Here is a 14,747-nt window from a genome sequence, read left to right as displayed (position 1 = left end):
ACTCCGGTCACCCGGCCGGAGACGGGAGCGCCTTGCCCGCGAATCGCGGCACCGGCGCACTCGCCACTCATGCGGAGAACATCATGAACATCGCGATTGACCGTTTCACCGAGAACGACCATCCCGTCGTCAGCAGGGACCGCTGGCTCGCCCAGCGCCTGCAGTTGCTGGCACGCGAGAAGGAACTCACCCGCCTGCAGGACCAGATCGCCCGCGAACGCCGCGCGCTGCCGTGGGTGCGCGTCGACAAGGACTACGTCTTCGACACGCTGCACGGTCCGCGCCACCTGGCCGATCTGTTCGACGGCCGCAGCCAGTTGCTGGTGCAGCACTTCATGTTCGCGCCGGGTTGGGAGCAGGGCTGCAAGAGCTGTTCCTTCATGGCCGACCACAACGACGGCGCCAACCTCCACCTGGCGCAGCGCGATGTCACCTTGATCGCGGTATCGCGCGCGCCCCTGGCCGACATCGAGCGTTTCCGCCAGCGTATGGGCTGGAAGTTCGACTGGGTGTCCTCGCATGGCAGCGACTTCAACCATGACTTCGGCGTCAACTTCAGCCACGAAGAGCGCTCCAGCGGCAAGGTCGACTACAACTACGTCCGTCAGCCGTTCCCGCACGAGGAAGCGCCGGGCATCAGCGTGTTCGTCCGCGATGACTCCGGCGAGGTGTTCCACACCTACTCGCGCTACGGCCGCGGCGTCGAGGTGATGATGCACACCTACAACCTGATCGAACTGACGCCCAAGGGGCGCGACGAGGACGGCCTGGACTACCCGATGGCGTGGGTGCGGCACCACGACCGCTACGAGCCCGAAGCACCGGCCAAGTCAGCCGCTTCCTGCTGCGGATGATGGCAACCTGGTGGCCATGGCTGGGCGTCGCCGGGCTCGGTGCACTGCATGGACTGAGCCCGGCTGGTGGCTGGATGTTCGCGGCCGAACGCGGCGTGCGCTCGGGCGACGTCGCGCAGGCGCTGCGTGCGCTGCTGCCCATCGCGGTCGGCCACACCGCGTCAGTGGCGCTGGTCGTCTTCGCGGTCATGCAAGGCGTGCTGATCGATCGCGTGCTGGTCCAGCTCGTGGCAGGCGCGTCACTGATCACGGTGGCATTGCATCGCTGGCTGGGTGACGCGCGGCACCGCAGCAACAGCCGGCAGGGCAGCGACGCCGGCATGGCACTGTGGTCCTGCGCGATGGCCACCGTCCACGGCGCCGGCCTGATGCTGGTGCCGGCGCTGGTGCCGTTGTGCATGAGCAACACGCCGGCGCGCGAGATCACGGCTTCGGGTTCGCTGGCCCTGGCCATGGCGGCGGTGGTCCTGCACCTGACGGCCATGCTTGCCACCACCGCTGCGATGGCCGCCGGCGTGTGCCGTGGCATCGCCCTGGTGCCCGTCCTGGTGCCGCGTACCGTGTTGCGTCACGCCTGGACTGCATCGCTGGCGATGACGGGTGCCGCGCTGTTGGTCCTTCGCTAGGCCCGGTTGCCAAATTGACCACGCCTGCACGCATGCGGGGCCATCGTCTGCGCACCAGCGAGGCCCCGCCATGCCCAAGTCGTCCAGCACATCCTGGTACACCCGTTTCGCCAAGTCGGCCGCCCACTTCTCCGGTCGGCCACGCGTGTTCGCTGCCGCCGCGCTGCTGATCCTGGTGTGGATCGTCACCGGGCCGCTGTTCGGCTTCAGCGATACCTGGCAGCTGGTGATCAACACCGGGACCACCATCATCACCTTCCTGATGGTGTTCCTGATCCAGAACACCCAGAACCGCGACACCGAGGCCATCCAGCTCAAGCTGGACGAGCTGATCCGCGCGACCAAGGGCGCGCACAACGCGCTGCTGGACCTGGAGGAGCTGGAGGAGATGACGCTCGACGAGTTCAAGGCCAGGTACCAGGCGCTCGCCACGGATGCGCGCAAGGAGCTTGGCCAGGGCGGGAAGGACACCGGCACGCCGGAGCCGTGACCTCGCTTACAGGTGGTACTTGAGCATCACGCTCACGGCATTCTGGTTGGTGTCGAAGAAGGGCGAGTTGACGATCTGGTACTTGTTCCACCACAGGTCGACTTCGACGCCGATGAACAGTTTCCCGGGCGTGTTCCAGATCTTCGCGCCCGCATCCCAGGAGATCTGCGGGTTGAGGTGGTAGCTCCAGTCCTCGGAGCCCAGCCCCATCACCCAGTCGAAGTAGCCATCGACCAGGAACGCCGAGTTGCCGATCTGGAACGGGTAGCTGGCGGCCAGCGTCATCTGCGCATCGTGGAAACCATGGCGGGCACCTTCGATCAGCTCCGATCGGCCATAGACGTTCAACTGCACGTAGTTGAACTTGCCCAGTCCGCCGAGCGGCCCGGCCTTGCGGACTTCGAGGTTCGATCCCAGCCCGACCAGCGCGGCCTCGGCGAGGTCGGGGTCCTCGCCGCGTTCGTACTGCATCGCCAGCAGGACGTCCTTGATCTCGAAAAGGCTGTGCTTGAACAGCGTGCGCGAGAGATCCTTGTCGAGCATCTTGCCGAAGCTCAGGCGCGGCCCGAACTCGCCGTACCAGGTGGAGTCCGTAGCTGGCTCGCCGTGGAAATCGGTGAAGTCGATGAACATGAAGAAGTCACCGATCTTCGACTCGTGCGCATGTTCGATGGTGAACGTCGACTGCTCATCGGGATCGACCGCGAAACCCTTGCCGTAAGCGAGCAGCGTGAAGCTCGTGTCGGTCCACAGGAAGAACGACGAGTCCTCAGCGGGCGCTGGCGCCTCCTGGGCGATCGCCGGGAACGCCGCCAGCGCCAGTCCACCCAGCAGCAGCCCGATGAGGACGCGCGCCGGCACGGCACGAGACCGCTACAACTTGCCTTCCGATCCGGTGTAGCTGACGTTCCAGACCTTGCCCTTCTGGTCGGTCATGCACGCCCAGGGCGCGTCCGCGCCGGGCACCTTCACCGAAACGGAAATGCCGGCCTCGCTGAACTCGGATGAGATCACCGAGAGCTTGCTGCTGGCCACGCTGGTCGATTTCGACACGGCGGCCAGGCAGGCCTTCTCCGACGCCGGGTTCGAGCTGCGCGGCGCCGCGGCCGGGGCAGCAGCGGCTGCGGGAGCGGCCGTGGTATCGCTGGCAATCCTGCACACGCCATTCGCGCGGTTCTTGCCGGTGTAAGACATGTCGGGCGAGCCGTCGGGATTGATCGAGATGGAGATCGTCGTGCCGGTCGCTGCGTCCTTGGCTTCGTAATAGTTGTCGTTGACGACCTTGAGCTTGGCTTCCTTGCCGTTGACGTAGACCGGCCCGCCCTGGTCGACGTGCACGTCGAGTTTGCCGGGGCAGGTGGCGTTGATCAGCGGCAACTTCGCATGGGCGCTGAAGGTGCACAGGCAGGCGGCGATCGCGAAGGGGATCAGGATCGATTTCATGACGGGTCACGCGGCTGGGGGACGGTGCTCATTACAGACTCCAGCGGTGATGCCTGCGTGATGGAATTGAAACACTGTGTCGCGGCCCGGACGGCGTGCGCACGGCATAAGATGTGGGCCTGATCGCACCGGAGCCCCTCCATGCCGCAGCTCGCGAACGTGAACCGTCGCATCGTCCTCGCCTCGCGCCCGAAGGGTGCGCCGACGCCGCAGGACTTCCGCCTCGAACAGACCGACGTGCCCACGCCCGGCGAGGGCGAGGTGCTGCTGCGAACGCTGTACCTGTCGCTCGATCCCTACATGCGCGGCCGCATGAGCGAAGCGCCGTCGTATGCGCCGCCTACCGCGATCGATGACGTGATGGTCGGCGGCACCGTCTGCCGCGTCGTCGCGTCGCGCCATCCGAAGTTCGCCGAAGGCGATCTCGTCCTCGGCGGATCCGGCTGGCAGGACTACGCGCTGTCGAACGGGCGCGACCTGATGCCGCTCGGCAAGACCGACCATCCTTCGCTGGCGCTGAGCGCGCTCGGCATGCCGGGATTCACCGCATACCACGGCCTGTTGAACATCGGCGAGCCCAAGCCCGGCGAGACCGTGGTCGTGGCCGCAGCCAGCGGCGCGGTCGGCGCGGTGGTCGGCCAGATCGCCCGGATCAAGGGCGCGCGCGTGGTCGGCGTTGCCGGTGGCGCCGACAAATGCCGCTACGTGCTCGACGAGCTCGGCTTCGACGCCTGCATCGACCGCAACGACCCGCAGTTCGCGCAGCAGTTGGCGGAGGCATGCAAGGATGGCATCGATGTCTACTTCGAGAACGTCGGCGGGGCGGTGCTCGACGCGGTGCTGCCGCTGCTCAACGATGGCGCGCGCGTGCCGGTGTGCGGACTGATCGCGCACTACAACGACGAGAAGCTGCCCGCCGGACCCGATCGCCTGCCGCTGCTGATGGGCCTGGTGCTGCGCAAGCGCATCCGCCTGCAGGGCTTCATCATCATGGATCACTACGCCGATGGCTTTGCGCCGTTCTACCGCGACATGAGCGGCTGGGTCGCAGCCGGCAAGGTGAAGCTGCGCGAGGACATCGTCGACGGCCTGGAGAACGCCCCCGACGCTTTCATCGGCCTGCTCGAGGGCAGGAACTTCGGCAAGCTGGTGATCCACGTCGCGGACTGACTTCACGACCGCCTAATGGCGGCTCGCCAAAACTGCTTGCCCGGGCGCCGGCACCTGGCGCGGTGGAGCGATGAGCATGGGCTTCGCAGTGCAGGTTGCGCTGTTCTCGGCTGGCCTGTTCGCGGGGATCGTGCTGTTCATCGAACTCGGGCGACGGCTGGGTGTCTCCCACCTCGCGCGTGAGAGCCGCGGGCTGACCAAGGGCGCCGATGCCGCTGAAGGCGCGGTGTTCGGCCTGCTCGCGCTGCTGATCGCCTTCACCTTCTTCGGCGCGGCCTCGCGCTTCGATGACCGTCGCCATCTGGTGGCCGAGGAGGCCAACGCCATCGGCACGGCCTACCAGCGGCTCGACCTGCTGCCGGACGAAGCGCAACCGGAACTGCGGGCGTTGTTCCGGCGCTACCTGGAAGTTCGCCTGGCAACCTACCGCGACGCCGAGAACCGCGAGTACACGAAAGCGGAGCTGGACCAGGGTTCGGCGCTGCAGGACGAGATCTGGCGCAACGCCGTGCGTGCGACCCGACGCCCGGATGCGTCGGCACCGGCGACGTTGCTGGTGATCAACGCGTTGAACGAGATGTTCGACATCACCGACACCCGCGTCGCGGCGACCCGCAGCCATCCGCCGCGCATCGTCTACTGGCTGCTGGCCGGCCTGTGCCTGGTCGCCGGGCTGCTGGTCGGCTATGCCACGTCGGTCAACCCCGACCGCAGCTGGCTGCACCGGTTCGTCTTCGCCGCGATCCTGACCTTGACGGTGTACGTGACGATCGAGATCGAGTACCCGCGGATGGGCCTGATCCGCGTGGATTCGGCCGACCAGGCCCTGGTGGACCTGCGCGAGCGGCTGCACTGAGCCGGCACGGCACTTCCGGCGGAAAGTTGACGTCCAAAGGCAAGTAATCGGGGTCCGGCCCCGCTCCAATTGCGGGATAATCGGCGGACTTCGTTTCCGCACCCGGTCAAGACCACAGCAGCCGCCATGAACAGCCAATACCGCAAGCCGCTCCCGGGCACCGCGCTCGACTACTTCGATGCACGCGCCGCGATCGAGGCGATCTCGCCCGGCGCCTACGACCGCTTGCCGTACACCTCGCGCGTGCATGCCGAGAACCTGGTGCGCCGCGCCGAGCCGGGCATGCTCGACGCTTACCTGACGCAGCTGATCGAGCGCCGTCGCGACCTCGACTTCCCCTGGTTCCCGGCGCGCGTGGTCTGCCACGACATCCTCGGCCAGACCGCGCTGGTCGACCTGGCCGGCCTGCGCGATGCGATCGCCGAGCGTGGCGGTGATCCGTCGCAGATCAATCCGGTGGTGCCGACGCAGCTGATCGTCGACCACTCGCTGGCAGTGGAGTACGGCGGCTTCGACAAGGACGCGTTCGCCAAGAACCGCGCCGTCGAGGACCGTCGCAACGAAGACCGCTTCCACTTCATCAACTGGACGAAGAAGGCGTTCCGCAACGTCGACGTGATTCCGCCGGGCAACGGCATCATGCACCAGATCAACCTGGAGCGGATGTCGCCGGTGGTGCATGCGCGCGATGGCGTCGCCTTCCCGGACACGCTGGTCGGCACCGACAGCCACACGCCGCACGTCGATGCACTCGGCGTGATCGCAATTGGCGTAGGCGGCCTGGAAGCCGAGAGCGTGATGCTCGGTCGCGCCTCGTGGATGCGCCTGCCCGACATCATCGGCGTCAACCTCACCGGCAAGCCGCAGCCCGGCATCACCGCCACCGACATCGTGCTGGCGCTGACCGAGTTCCTGCGCCAGTCGAAGGTGGTCGGCGCGTACCTGGAATTCCACGGCGAAGGCGCTTCGGCGCTGACCCTGGGCGACCGCGCCACGATCTCCAACATGGCGCCCGAGTACGGCGCGACCGCGGCGATGTTCTTCATCGACGACAAGACCATCGACTACCTGCGCCTGACCGGTCGCGAGGATGCGCAGGTCAAGCTGGTCGAAACCTATGCGAAGCAGGCGGGCCTGTGGGGCGATGCGCTCGAGACCGCCGAATACGAACGCGAACTCACCTTCGACCTGTCGTCGGTCGTGCGCAACATGGCCGGCCCGTCGAACCCGCACAAGCGCCTGCCGACCTCCGACCTGGCCGCGCGCGGCATCGCCGGTGCATGGGAAGACGTGCCGGGGCAGATGCCCGACGGCGCGGTGATCATCGCCGCCATCACCAGCTGCACCAACACCAGCAACCCGCGCAACGTGATTGCCGCCGGCCTGATCGCGCGCAACGCCAACGCGCGCGGACTCGTTCGCCGGCCGTGGGTGAAGTCGTCGCTGGCACCGGGCTCCAAGGCCGTGCAGCTGTACCTGGAAGAAGCCGGCCTGCTGTCGGAATTGGAAAAGCTCGGCTTCGGCATCGTCGCCTTCGCCTGCACCACCTGCAACGGCATGAGCGGTGCGCTCGATCCGGCGATCCAGCAGGAAGTGATCGATCGCGACCTGTACGCAACCGCGGTGCTGTCGGGCAACCGCAACTTCGACGGCCGCATCCACCCGTACGCCAAGCAGGCCTTCCTGGCCTCGCCGCCGCTGGTGGTCGCCTATGCCATCGCCGGCACCGTGCGCTTCGACATCGAGCGCGATGCGCTCGGCCATGACGCCGATGGCAACGCCATCACGCTCAAGGACATCTGGCCGAGCGACGAGGAGATCGACGCGATCGTCGCCAGCAGCGTCAAGCCGGACCACTTCCGCCAGGTCTACGAGCCGATGTTCCACATCAGCGAAAAGCACGGCGAGAAGGTCGGCCCCCTGTACGACTGGCGCCCGCAGAGCACCTACATCCGCCGCCCGCCGTACTGGGAGGGCGCGCTGGCCGGTGAACGCACGCTCAGCGGCATGCGCCCGCTGGCGGTGCTCGGCGACAACATCACCACCGACCACCTGTCGCCGTCGAACGCGATCATGGCGTCGAGCGCGGCCGGTGAGTACCTGGCGAAGATGGGCCTGCCGGAGGAAGACTTCAATTCGTACGCGACCCACCGCGGCGACCACCTCACCGCACAGCGCGCCACGTTCGCAAACCCGAAGCTGCTCAACGAAATGGTCCGCGACGAGGCCGGCAACGTGAAGCAGGGTTCGCTGGCGCGGATCGAGCCGGAAGGGCAGGTCACGCGCATGTGGGAGGCGATCGAAACCTACATGGAGCGTCGCCAGCCGCTGATCATCATTGCCGGCGCCGACTACGGCCAGGGCTCGTCGCGCGACTGGGCGGCCAAGGGCGTGCGTCTTGCCGGTGTCGAGGCGATCGCGGCCGAGGGCTTCGAACGCATCCACCGCACCAACCTGATCGGCATGGGCGTGCTGCCGCTGGAGTTCCTGCCGGGCACCAACCGCACCACGCTGGCCATCGACGGCACCGAGACCTATGACGTCATCGGCGAGCGCACGCCGCGCGCGCAGCTGACGCTGGTCATCCATCGCCGCAACGGCGAGCGCGTCGAAGTGCCGGTGACCTGCCGCCTCGACACCGCCGAGGAAGTGTCGATATACGACGCCGGCGGCGTGCTGCAGCGTTTCGCCAATGACTTCCTGGAGTCCGCGCAGGCGGCCTGAGGCCGCCGGCACGCTTTCAATAACTGCACGCCGTACCCGAACGGAACCGCTTGCCCATGTCCCATCTCCCCCAGATCCGCATCCCCGCCACCTACATGCGTGGCGGCACCAGCAAGGGCGTGTTCTTCCGCCTGCAGGACCTGCCCGACGTGGCGCAGGTCCCCGGCGCGAAGCGCGATGCCCTGCTGATGCGCGTGATCGGCTCGCCAGATCCCTATGGCAAGCACACCGATGGCATGGGCGGTGCGACGTCGAGCACCAGCAAGTGCGTGATCATCTCGAAGGCCTCGGTGCCGGACCATGACGTCGACTACCTCTACGGCCAGGTCTCGATCGACAAGGCGTTCGTCGACTGGAGCGGCAACTGCGGCAACCTCAGCTCGGCGGTTGGCCCGTTCGCGATCAGCGCCGGCCTCGTCGATGCCAGCCGCGTGCCCGCCGACGGCATCGCCGTGGTGCGCATCTGGCAGGCGAACATCGGCAAGACCATCATCGCGCACGTGCCGATGAGCAACGGCCAGGTGCAGGAAACCGGCGATTTCGAACTCGACGGCGTGACCTTCCCGGCGGCCGAGATCGCGCTGGAGTTCCTCGACCCGGCCGACGACAGCGACGGCGGTGCGATGTTCCCGACCGGCAACCTGGTCGACGACCTCGACGTGCCGGGTGTCGGCACGCTGAAGGTGACCATGATCACCGCCGGCATCCCGACGATCTTCGTCAACGCCTCCGAGCTGGGTTACAACGGCACCGAATTGCAGCCGGTGTTCAACGAAGATCCCAAGGCGCTGGCGCGTTTCGAGGCGATCCGCGCGCACGGTGCATTGCGCATGGGGCTGATCCAGAGCCTCGACCAGGCCGCCACCCGCCAGCACTCGCCGAAGGTGGCGATCGTCGCGCCGGCGCAGGATTACGTTTCCTCGAGCGGCAAGCACATCGCCGCCTCCGAGATCGACCTGCACGTGCGCGCGATGTCGATGGGCAAGCTGCACCACGCGATGATGGGCACGGCCGCGGTTGCGATCGGCACCGCTGCGTCCATCCCCGGCACCCTGGTCAACCAGGCCGCCGGCGGTGGCGAGCACGGTGCAGTCCGCTTCGGTCATCCGTCGGGCACGTTGCGCGTGGGTGCGCAGGCGCGCCAGGTCGATGGCGAGTGGACCGTCACCAAGGCCGTGATGAGCCGCAGTGCGCGCGTGCTGATGGAAGGCGCGGTGCGGGTTCCGGCGGGTTCGTTCTGATCGATCGGCCCGGGCGTCAAGCGCCCGGGCCTGGATGCGGATCAGAAGCTGGCGCGAACGCCCAGCGTGTACTGCGAGTAGCCGCTTCCCCCTTCGACCTCACCGGTGACGCCCCAGGTCGGACCGAACCGGACCTGCAGGCCGACGCTGGCGCTGAGCTCGGAGTCGTAGAACTCACTGGTGGTGTAGTTGCCCTTGCCCCAGATCTCGACCGTATCGGTCAGCGCCGAGCGCACACCGGCCGACAAGCGGGCACCGAAGCCGCTCGGGAAGTTGTCGTCGTCTGCGCTTTCGTCTTCGATGTCCAGGTCGGTATCGATCGCCGAGACTTCGGCCAGCAGGTCGGTGCGATCCGACAGGCCGTGGTGCAAGCCCACGCCAAGGTTGAGCCGCGTCATGGTGACGTCGGCGTCGTACGTCGATGAAACGACTCCCCTGAACGTGTCATGGACCTGCACTTCCACGGTGTCGGTGCCTCGATGGACGCTGCCGAAGCCGTAGAGCGATTCGCCCATCGCCACCGAGGCGGCGCCGAAGAATCCGCCGCTCTTCACTTCCCCCGGCTGCCCGTAGACGAACCGGAACATGTTGAAGCTGGGGACTTCGTCCTGGGCCATGTGGGCGTAGCCGCCCTCGACATACGTGTAGTTCAGCGAGCCGGCGAAGGCGCTGAACGGTGCTGCCGCCAGCAATGCTGCCAGTGCGAGTTCCTTCTTCATTGTTTCCCCTGTTATTGAGTCCATGCCTGCGGCCATTGCGCGCGCAGCGACGCAAGTATGCCCCGCCCGTTACAGGCAATGCTTCGCGACGCGTGACAGCCGTCACGCACCGCTGCAGTGGGAACCTGCGACAAAGTCTCATGGCCTGCACGATCCGGATATTGCGCGATCCGGAAAGCAGCGAGGCTGAGCGTCCCGCCTGCCGGACGCGACGCCGATGAAAACCCAGTTGCTGGTCGTCGCGTTCGTCGCGCTGGTGCACGTCTCGCCCGCGCGCGCCGACTGCACGCTGGCCTTCGCACCGCCTGCGCTGCGGCAGGCGGCCAGGGAGCACTACTACCGTTCGCACAAACGCGATGCGACGCCGCCCGGCCAGCTTCCGCCGGCGGGTGAAGCGGCCTCGGCCGCCCCTTTTCACGCTGCCGAAACGGCTGCCAGTGCATCAAGCGATGGCGCCGTCATGTGCGACCTGGAGGGAGTGGGCCATGAACCGTATCGCCTGGATGTCGTGTCTTGTTGCCCTGGCATTCGTGCCCAGCGCCTGCAAGCGTTCCACGCCGGAAGCGACGCCAACCGCGTCGACGCCGCCAACCCAGGCGCCTGCAGAAAGTAAGGCCGCCTACTCCGACCAGGACATCAGCGACGCCTGGATCTACCTGCTCGGCCGGCTGCTCGTGCTGCGCCAGCAGAAGGCCGACCTCGCCGAAGGCTTCAAGTGGAATGAAATGATCCATCGCAAGCCAGGCGCGGTCGAATGGCCGAATCCGAACCTCGATGTCGCGTACTCCGAAGCCTGGGTCGCCGTCGACGAGGACAGCTGCACGATCGTGACCGTGCCCAAGGTCAGCAAGCGCTACTACACGGTGCAGTTCCTCAATGGCTGGGGCGAAACGGTGGCCAACATCAACGAGCGCACGCAGGCCAAGCGACCCGCGGGCGACTTCGCCGTATGCCTGCAGGGCGCGAACGTGACATTGCCCGCAAACACGACACGCATCGACGTGCCGGTGAAGTACATGCGCGTGCTGGCACGCGTGGAGCTGGGCGATAACTGGGACCAGGCCGTCGCCCTGCAGCACAAGTTCTCGATGCACGCCACGGGCGAAACGACGCCGCCAAGCCTACCGGCGATCCCGGATTTCGACGTCCAGCACCTGCCGGGCGTGGAAGCCTTCGAGAATGCGCCCGCCGTGCTCGACAGCGAGAAGGACATCAACGCCGGCATGGACGCCGTCGCCGCGAAGGTGCGCGCGATAGCGGCCGGGATCCAGGACCCCGCCGAGCGTGCGCGCGTTGACAAGGTCATCCACGAGAAGGCGCAGGTCGACCTAGGCAAGGCCTCGGCCACGATTGGCCATGGCAGGGTCCAGAACAACTGGGTGCGCCCGGCCGTAGTGGGCACGTACAACGATGACTGGCTCGGTCGCACCCTGGTCAACCTTGGCGGCATCTGGGCGAACCGGATGGACGAGGTCGTCTACTACAAGGGCAACCTCGACGGCGACGGTGTGCAGCTCAACGGCAGCCACACGTACACGATGACCTTCCCGAAGGATGACCTGCCGCCGAAGTACGCGGACTACTTCTGGTCGGTGATCGCGGTCGACCCGGTGTTCGCGCGCGTGCTGCCCAATCCGAAGAACCGCTTCCTGCTGAACCGCGAGTCGGGACTGAAATACAACGCCGACGGTTCGCTGACGCTGTACTTCGCCCCGGAGAAGCCGGCCGACGCGCCCGATCCGAACTGGCTGCCGACGCCGGCGGGCAAGGACTATCGCCTGACGTTCCGCTTCTACGGACCGAAGGGCGGCGTCGCCGACGGCAGCTACTTCCCGCCGCCGCTGGTCAAGAAATCCTGAGGGAGATCCTGCATGCCACTCGTCAAGCCGATCACCCCGCACCTGTGGTTCGACAAAGAGGCGAAGGAGGCCGCCGAGTTCTATTGCTCGGTGTTCCCGGACTCGCAGATCGACTACGTCACCCGGCTGCGCAACACGCCGTCGGGAGACTGCGACGTGGTGGCGTTCACCGTGCAAGGGCAACCCTTCATGGCGATCAGCGCCGGGCCGCTGTTCAAGTTCAATCCGTCGGTGTCGTTCTTCGTCAATTTCGATCCGTCGCGCGATCCGGATGCGCGCGCGAAGCTCGACAAGCTCTGGGCAGCGCTGGGCGAGGGCGGCCAGGCGCTGATGCCGCTGGACAGCTACCCCTTCAGTGAGCGCTACGGTTGGCTGCAGGACCGCTATGGCGTGTCGTGGCAGCTGTTCCTGAAGCCGTCGGGCAGCGAACCCAGGCCGGCCATCGTGCCGGCGCTGATGTTCACCGGCGACGCCTATGGCAAGGCCGAGGCCGCGGGTGCCTTCTACCGTTCGGTCTTCGACGACTCGCAGGCCGGGCAGCTGGTGAAGTACCCCGCCGGCATGCCGCAGGACCGGGAAGGCACGGTGATGTTCTCCGACTTCCGCCTGGGCGAGACGTGGTTCGTGGCGATGGACAGCGGGCACCCGCACGGCTTCGGCTTCAACGAAGCGATCTCGTTCATGGTCACCTGCCGCGACCAGGCCGAGATCGACCGCTACTGGGCACAGCTGTCCAGCGTGCCGGAGGCCGAGCAGTGCGGGTGGTGCAAGGACCGGTTCGGGCTGTCGTGGCAGGTCACGCCGCAGCTGATGGACGAGATCATGGAAGCCGGTGACCAGGCCACCATCGACCGCGTGACCCAGGCGTTCCTGCCCATGCACAAGCTGGAGCTGGCAACGATCAGGGCGGCGGCGTCGGAGGACGTATAGTTGACCGATGCTGGCCGGTCGCCGACAGCTGCCATTCAATCGGTTGTTGTTAGCGTCAACGCCTGCAACGCGCGTTCAGCACACCCTGGAGACCCGCCATGAAGAAGGCAAAAGCATTCAGTCTCCTGAGCCTGTGTGGCGCGTTGGCCTTCGTGCCGGCGATGGCACAGGACGATGCGTCCGCCGCGTCCGCACTGGACCTGAGCGTGCCGGCGACGCCGATCGAATTCACCAACACCGCCGATTACCAGAAGCTTCCGCCGGGTGCCTCACCAGGCGATCCGGTCTGGCGCCCGTTCGCCAACCGGCGCATCAATCCCGATGCCGGCACCAGCAGCGACTGGCAGGTGCACGGCGGCCTGGGCGCGGGTGTGGGCTGGTCGAAGCAGGGCGGCAACAGCAACTGGCAGACCGCCGACATCAGTATGAACAAGACCTACGTCACCGATGACGGCGACACGGGCCATGTCGGCATGAACATCAGCATCGGCCAGTACGACGGCCCGCTGTATGGGCCGGGTTATGGCGCGCCCTACCCGGGTGCGTACTACGGGCCCGGACCGGGTCCGATGTCCGGGCCGATGCCCATGCCCATGCCGGTGGCGCCGTTGGGCCAGGGGCAGATGCGCCGCTGATTGGCGTCAGTTGATGCTGCACGACGACGCGTCGTAGTCGGCAAGGCGCGCGCCGTCGACCTCGACGAGGCGGTCAAGGCGCAGGATCTCTCCATTGCCCATCGACAGGAATTCCTCGCCGCTGCGGGCGAACACATCGGTGATGACGGCCTCGCGCTGCTGGATGGCGTCGTCGTCGTCGCGGAAGCTGATGCGCGCGGGCTTGCGCAGGGTCGCGAGGTCCTCGAGGCGATCATGGAACTCGCAGCTGATGGGCTGGTAGGCGGTACGCAGGTGGCTCATGGCGGTTTACTCGGATGTCCGGCCCGGTCGGCCTGCAGGGTGCAGGCCGACCGTCGGAAGCAATGCTTTACGAAGTGGTGACGTTGACGGCGACGTCGATGTTTCCCTTCACGGCCTTCGAGTAGGGGCAGATCTCGTGGGCGGCGCGGGCAAGCTTCTCGGCGACGTCCTGCGGCAGGCCCGGGATGCGGACCTCGAAGCGGGCAGCCAGCAGCCAGGCGGCACCGCTCTGGCCCAGGTCGACCTCGATGTCGACCGACGTGTCGGCCGGCAGCGTCACGCGCTTCTGCGAGGCAATCAGGCCGATCGCAGTGATGTAGCAGGCCGACCACGCGCCGGCGAACAGCTGCTCCGCGGTGGGGTGCGCTGCAACGGCGGTGAACTGCTGGTCGAGGTCGGCGTGGCCGGGGGCGGACAGCGCCAGGTTGACGTTGCCGTGGTCGGCAGCGGTCGGGACGCGGCCATAGGTGGTGTGGGTCTTGCCGGTGAAGAGAACTTTGTCGATGGTGGTCATGGTGGCTTGCTCTGGTGGGGAAGGTTTTGTCATCGCGTCCGATTACATCGTATGCGATGGATGCGCACTGTAGGGAGGTCGGTGGGAGCAGTCAATCGGTGGGGAGGGGGTGGTTCAGACTTTGTTTATCGCATCCGACTGAAGCGCATGCGATGTAAATATGCTCGCGCAAACTGCCGGGCATGTCAAAGCCATTGCCACCATTTCCGACAGGCGGTCATTCGCTGCGCGCATGGCCTGCGCGAGCCGCGCCATAACCCATTCAGATCGACGGGCACGCCATTGAGCAGCGGTCGCTGAGGGCTGGTGCATGAAGCGCACCAGATCTGTCCGTACTCGAAGGCCGTGAAGGGCAACATCGACGTGGCGGTAAACGTCACCGTCTGACACCGTGCATGCGATTG

General features: G+C 66.6%; 16 protein-coding genes. 11 read left to right on the top strand and 5 right to left on the bottom strand.

Annotation, left to right across the window (positions count from 1 at the left end):
• Positions 1 to 83 precede the first annotated feature (83 nt).
• From ACFOPO_RS09555 to ACFOPO_RS09545, 3 genes are all read left to right on the top strand, one after another.
• Positions 84 to 854 carry a DUF899 domain-containing protein gene (locus ACFOPO_RS09555; RefSeq protein WP_386702973.1) on the top strand — a complete coding sequence of 257 codons (771 nt, stop codon included), beginning with the start codon at positions 84 to 86 and terminating at the stop codon, positions 852 to 854.
• Positions 854 to 1,480 (top strand): hypothetical protein, encoded by a 627-nt coding sequence (locus ACFOPO_RS09550; protein ID WP_386702972.1) that lies wholly within the window; start codon positions 854 to 856, stop codon positions 1,478 to 1,480. The genes ACFOPO_RS09555 and ACFOPO_RS09550 overlap by 1 nt, the downstream gene beginning before the upstream one ends.
• Before the next feature lie 70 nt (positions 1,481 to 1,550).
• Complete coding sequence (locus tag ACFOPO_RS09545) at positions 1,551 to 1,970, top strand: low affinity iron permease family protein (protein WP_386702971.1); 420 nt, start codon at positions 1,551 to 1,553, stop codon at positions 1,968 to 1,970.
• Positions 1,971 to 1,976: 6 nt separating this feature from the next.
• On the opposite strand, the gene ACFOPO_RS09540 is transcribed toward ACFOPO_RS09545, so the two are convergent.
• Together ACFOPO_RS09540 and ACFOPO_RS09535 are read right to left on the bottom strand one after the other, a co-directional pair.
• Positions 1,977 to 2,831, bottom strand: coding sequence for an outer membrane protein OmpK (locus tag ACFOPO_RS09540; protein WP_386702970.1), 855 nt, complete (start codon positions 2,829 to 2,831; stop codon positions 1,977 to 1,979).
• Between the two features lie 12 nt (positions 2,832 to 2,843).
• Positions 2,844 to 3,413 (bottom strand): hypothetical protein, encoded by a 570-nt coding sequence (locus ACFOPO_RS09535; RefSeq protein WP_386702969.1) that lies wholly within the window; start codon positions 3,411 to 3,413, stop codon positions 2,844 to 2,846.
• A gap of 141 nt (positions 3,414 to 3,554) precedes the next feature.
• Between ACFOPO_RS09535 and ACFOPO_RS09530 the strand changes: the two genes are divergently transcribed.
• From ACFOPO_RS09530 to prpF, 4 genes are all read left to right on the top strand, one after another.
• Entirely contained in the window at positions 3,555 to 4,583 is a 1,029-nt protein-coding gene (locus tag ACFOPO_RS09530; protein ID WP_386702968.1) for an NADP-dependent oxidoreductase, read from the top strand.
• A 76-nt stretch (positions 4,584 to 4,659) separates the two neighbouring features.
• On the top strand, positions 4,660 to 5,439 hold the full coding sequence (locus tag ACFOPO_RS09525) for a hypothetical protein (RefSeq protein ID WP_386702967.1): 780 nt from the start codon (positions 4,660 to 4,662) through the stop codon (positions 5,437 to 5,439).
• A 126-nt stretch (positions 5,440 to 5,565) separates the two neighbouring features.
• Positions 5,566 to 8,163, top strand: coding sequence for a Fe/S-dependent 2-methylisocitrate dehydratase AcnD (acnD, locus tag ACFOPO_RS09520; RefSeq protein WP_386702966.1), 2,598 nt, complete (start codon positions 5,566 to 5,568; stop codon positions 8,161 to 8,163).
• Positions 8,164 to 8,219: 56 nt separating this feature from the next.
• The gene (gene prpF, locus ACFOPO_RS09515; protein WP_386702965.1) at positions 8,220 to 9,404 is read left to right on the top strand and encodes a 2-methylaconitate cis-trans isomerase PrpF; all 1,185 of its coding nucleotides are present in this window, start codon (positions 8,220 to 8,222) and stop codon (positions 9,402 to 9,404) included.
• Positions 9,405 to 9,445: 41 nt separating this feature from the next.
• Here prpF and ACFOPO_RS09510 read toward each other — a convergent pair whose 3' ends face one another.
• Complete coding sequence (locus ACFOPO_RS09510) at positions 9,446 to 10,123, bottom strand: hypothetical protein (RefSeq protein WP_386702964.1); 678 nt, start codon at positions 10,121 to 10,123, stop codon at positions 9,446 to 9,448.
• Positions 10,124 to 10,340: 217 nt separating this feature from the next.
• Between ACFOPO_RS09510 and ACFOPO_RS09505 the strand changes: the two genes are divergently transcribed.
• From ACFOPO_RS09505 to ACFOPO_RS09490, 4 genes are all read left to right on the top strand, one after another.
• Entirely contained in the window at positions 10,341 to 10,736 is a 396-nt protein-coding gene (locus ACFOPO_RS09505; protein WP_386702963.1) for a hypothetical protein, read from the top strand.
• Complete coding sequence (locus ACFOPO_RS09500) at positions 10,618 to 11,982, top strand: DUF1214 domain-containing protein (protein ID WP_386703290.1); 1,365 nt, start codon at positions 10,618 to 10,620, stop codon at positions 11,980 to 11,982. The genes ACFOPO_RS09505 and ACFOPO_RS09500 overlap by 119 nt, the downstream gene beginning before the upstream one ends.
• Before the next feature lie 12 nt (positions 11,983 to 11,994).
• Positions 11,995 to 12,912, top strand: a complete 918-nt coding sequence (locus ACFOPO_RS09495; protein ID WP_386702962.1) for a VOC family protein — start codon at positions 11,995 to 11,997, stop codon at positions 12,910 to 12,912.
• Positions 12,913 to 13,010: 98 nt separating this feature from the next.
• Positions 13,011 to 13,547, top strand: a complete 537-nt coding sequence (locus ACFOPO_RS09490) for a hypothetical protein (protein ID WP_386702961.1) — start codon at positions 13,011 to 13,013, stop codon at positions 13,545 to 13,547.
• A 6-nt stretch (positions 13,548 to 13,553) separates the two neighbouring features.
• On the opposite strand, the gene ACFOPO_RS09485 is transcribed toward ACFOPO_RS09490, so the two are convergent.
• On the bottom strand, positions 13,554 to 13,829 hold the full coding sequence (locus ACFOPO_RS09485; protein ID WP_386702960.1) for a hypothetical protein: 276 nt from the start codon (positions 13,827 to 13,829) through the stop codon (positions 13,554 to 13,556).
• Between the two features lie 67 nt (positions 13,830 to 13,896).
• Positions 13,897 to 14,343, bottom strand: a complete 447-nt coding sequence (locus ACFOPO_RS09480; RefSeq protein WP_386702959.1) for an Ohr family peroxiredoxin — start codon at positions 14,341 to 14,343, stop codon at positions 13,897 to 13,899.
• Between the last annotated feature and the right edge of the window lie 404 nt (positions 14,344 to 14,747).

Origin of the sequence: Lysobacter sp. GCM10012299 (genome assembly GCF_042649405.1) — a bacterium.
Lineage (GTDB): Bacteria > Pseudomonadota > Gammaproteobacteria > Xanthomonadales > Xanthomonadaceae > Lysobacter_J.
Note: the sequence above shows the minus strand (reverse complement) of the source record. Positions and strands in the feature narration are given on the sequence as shown.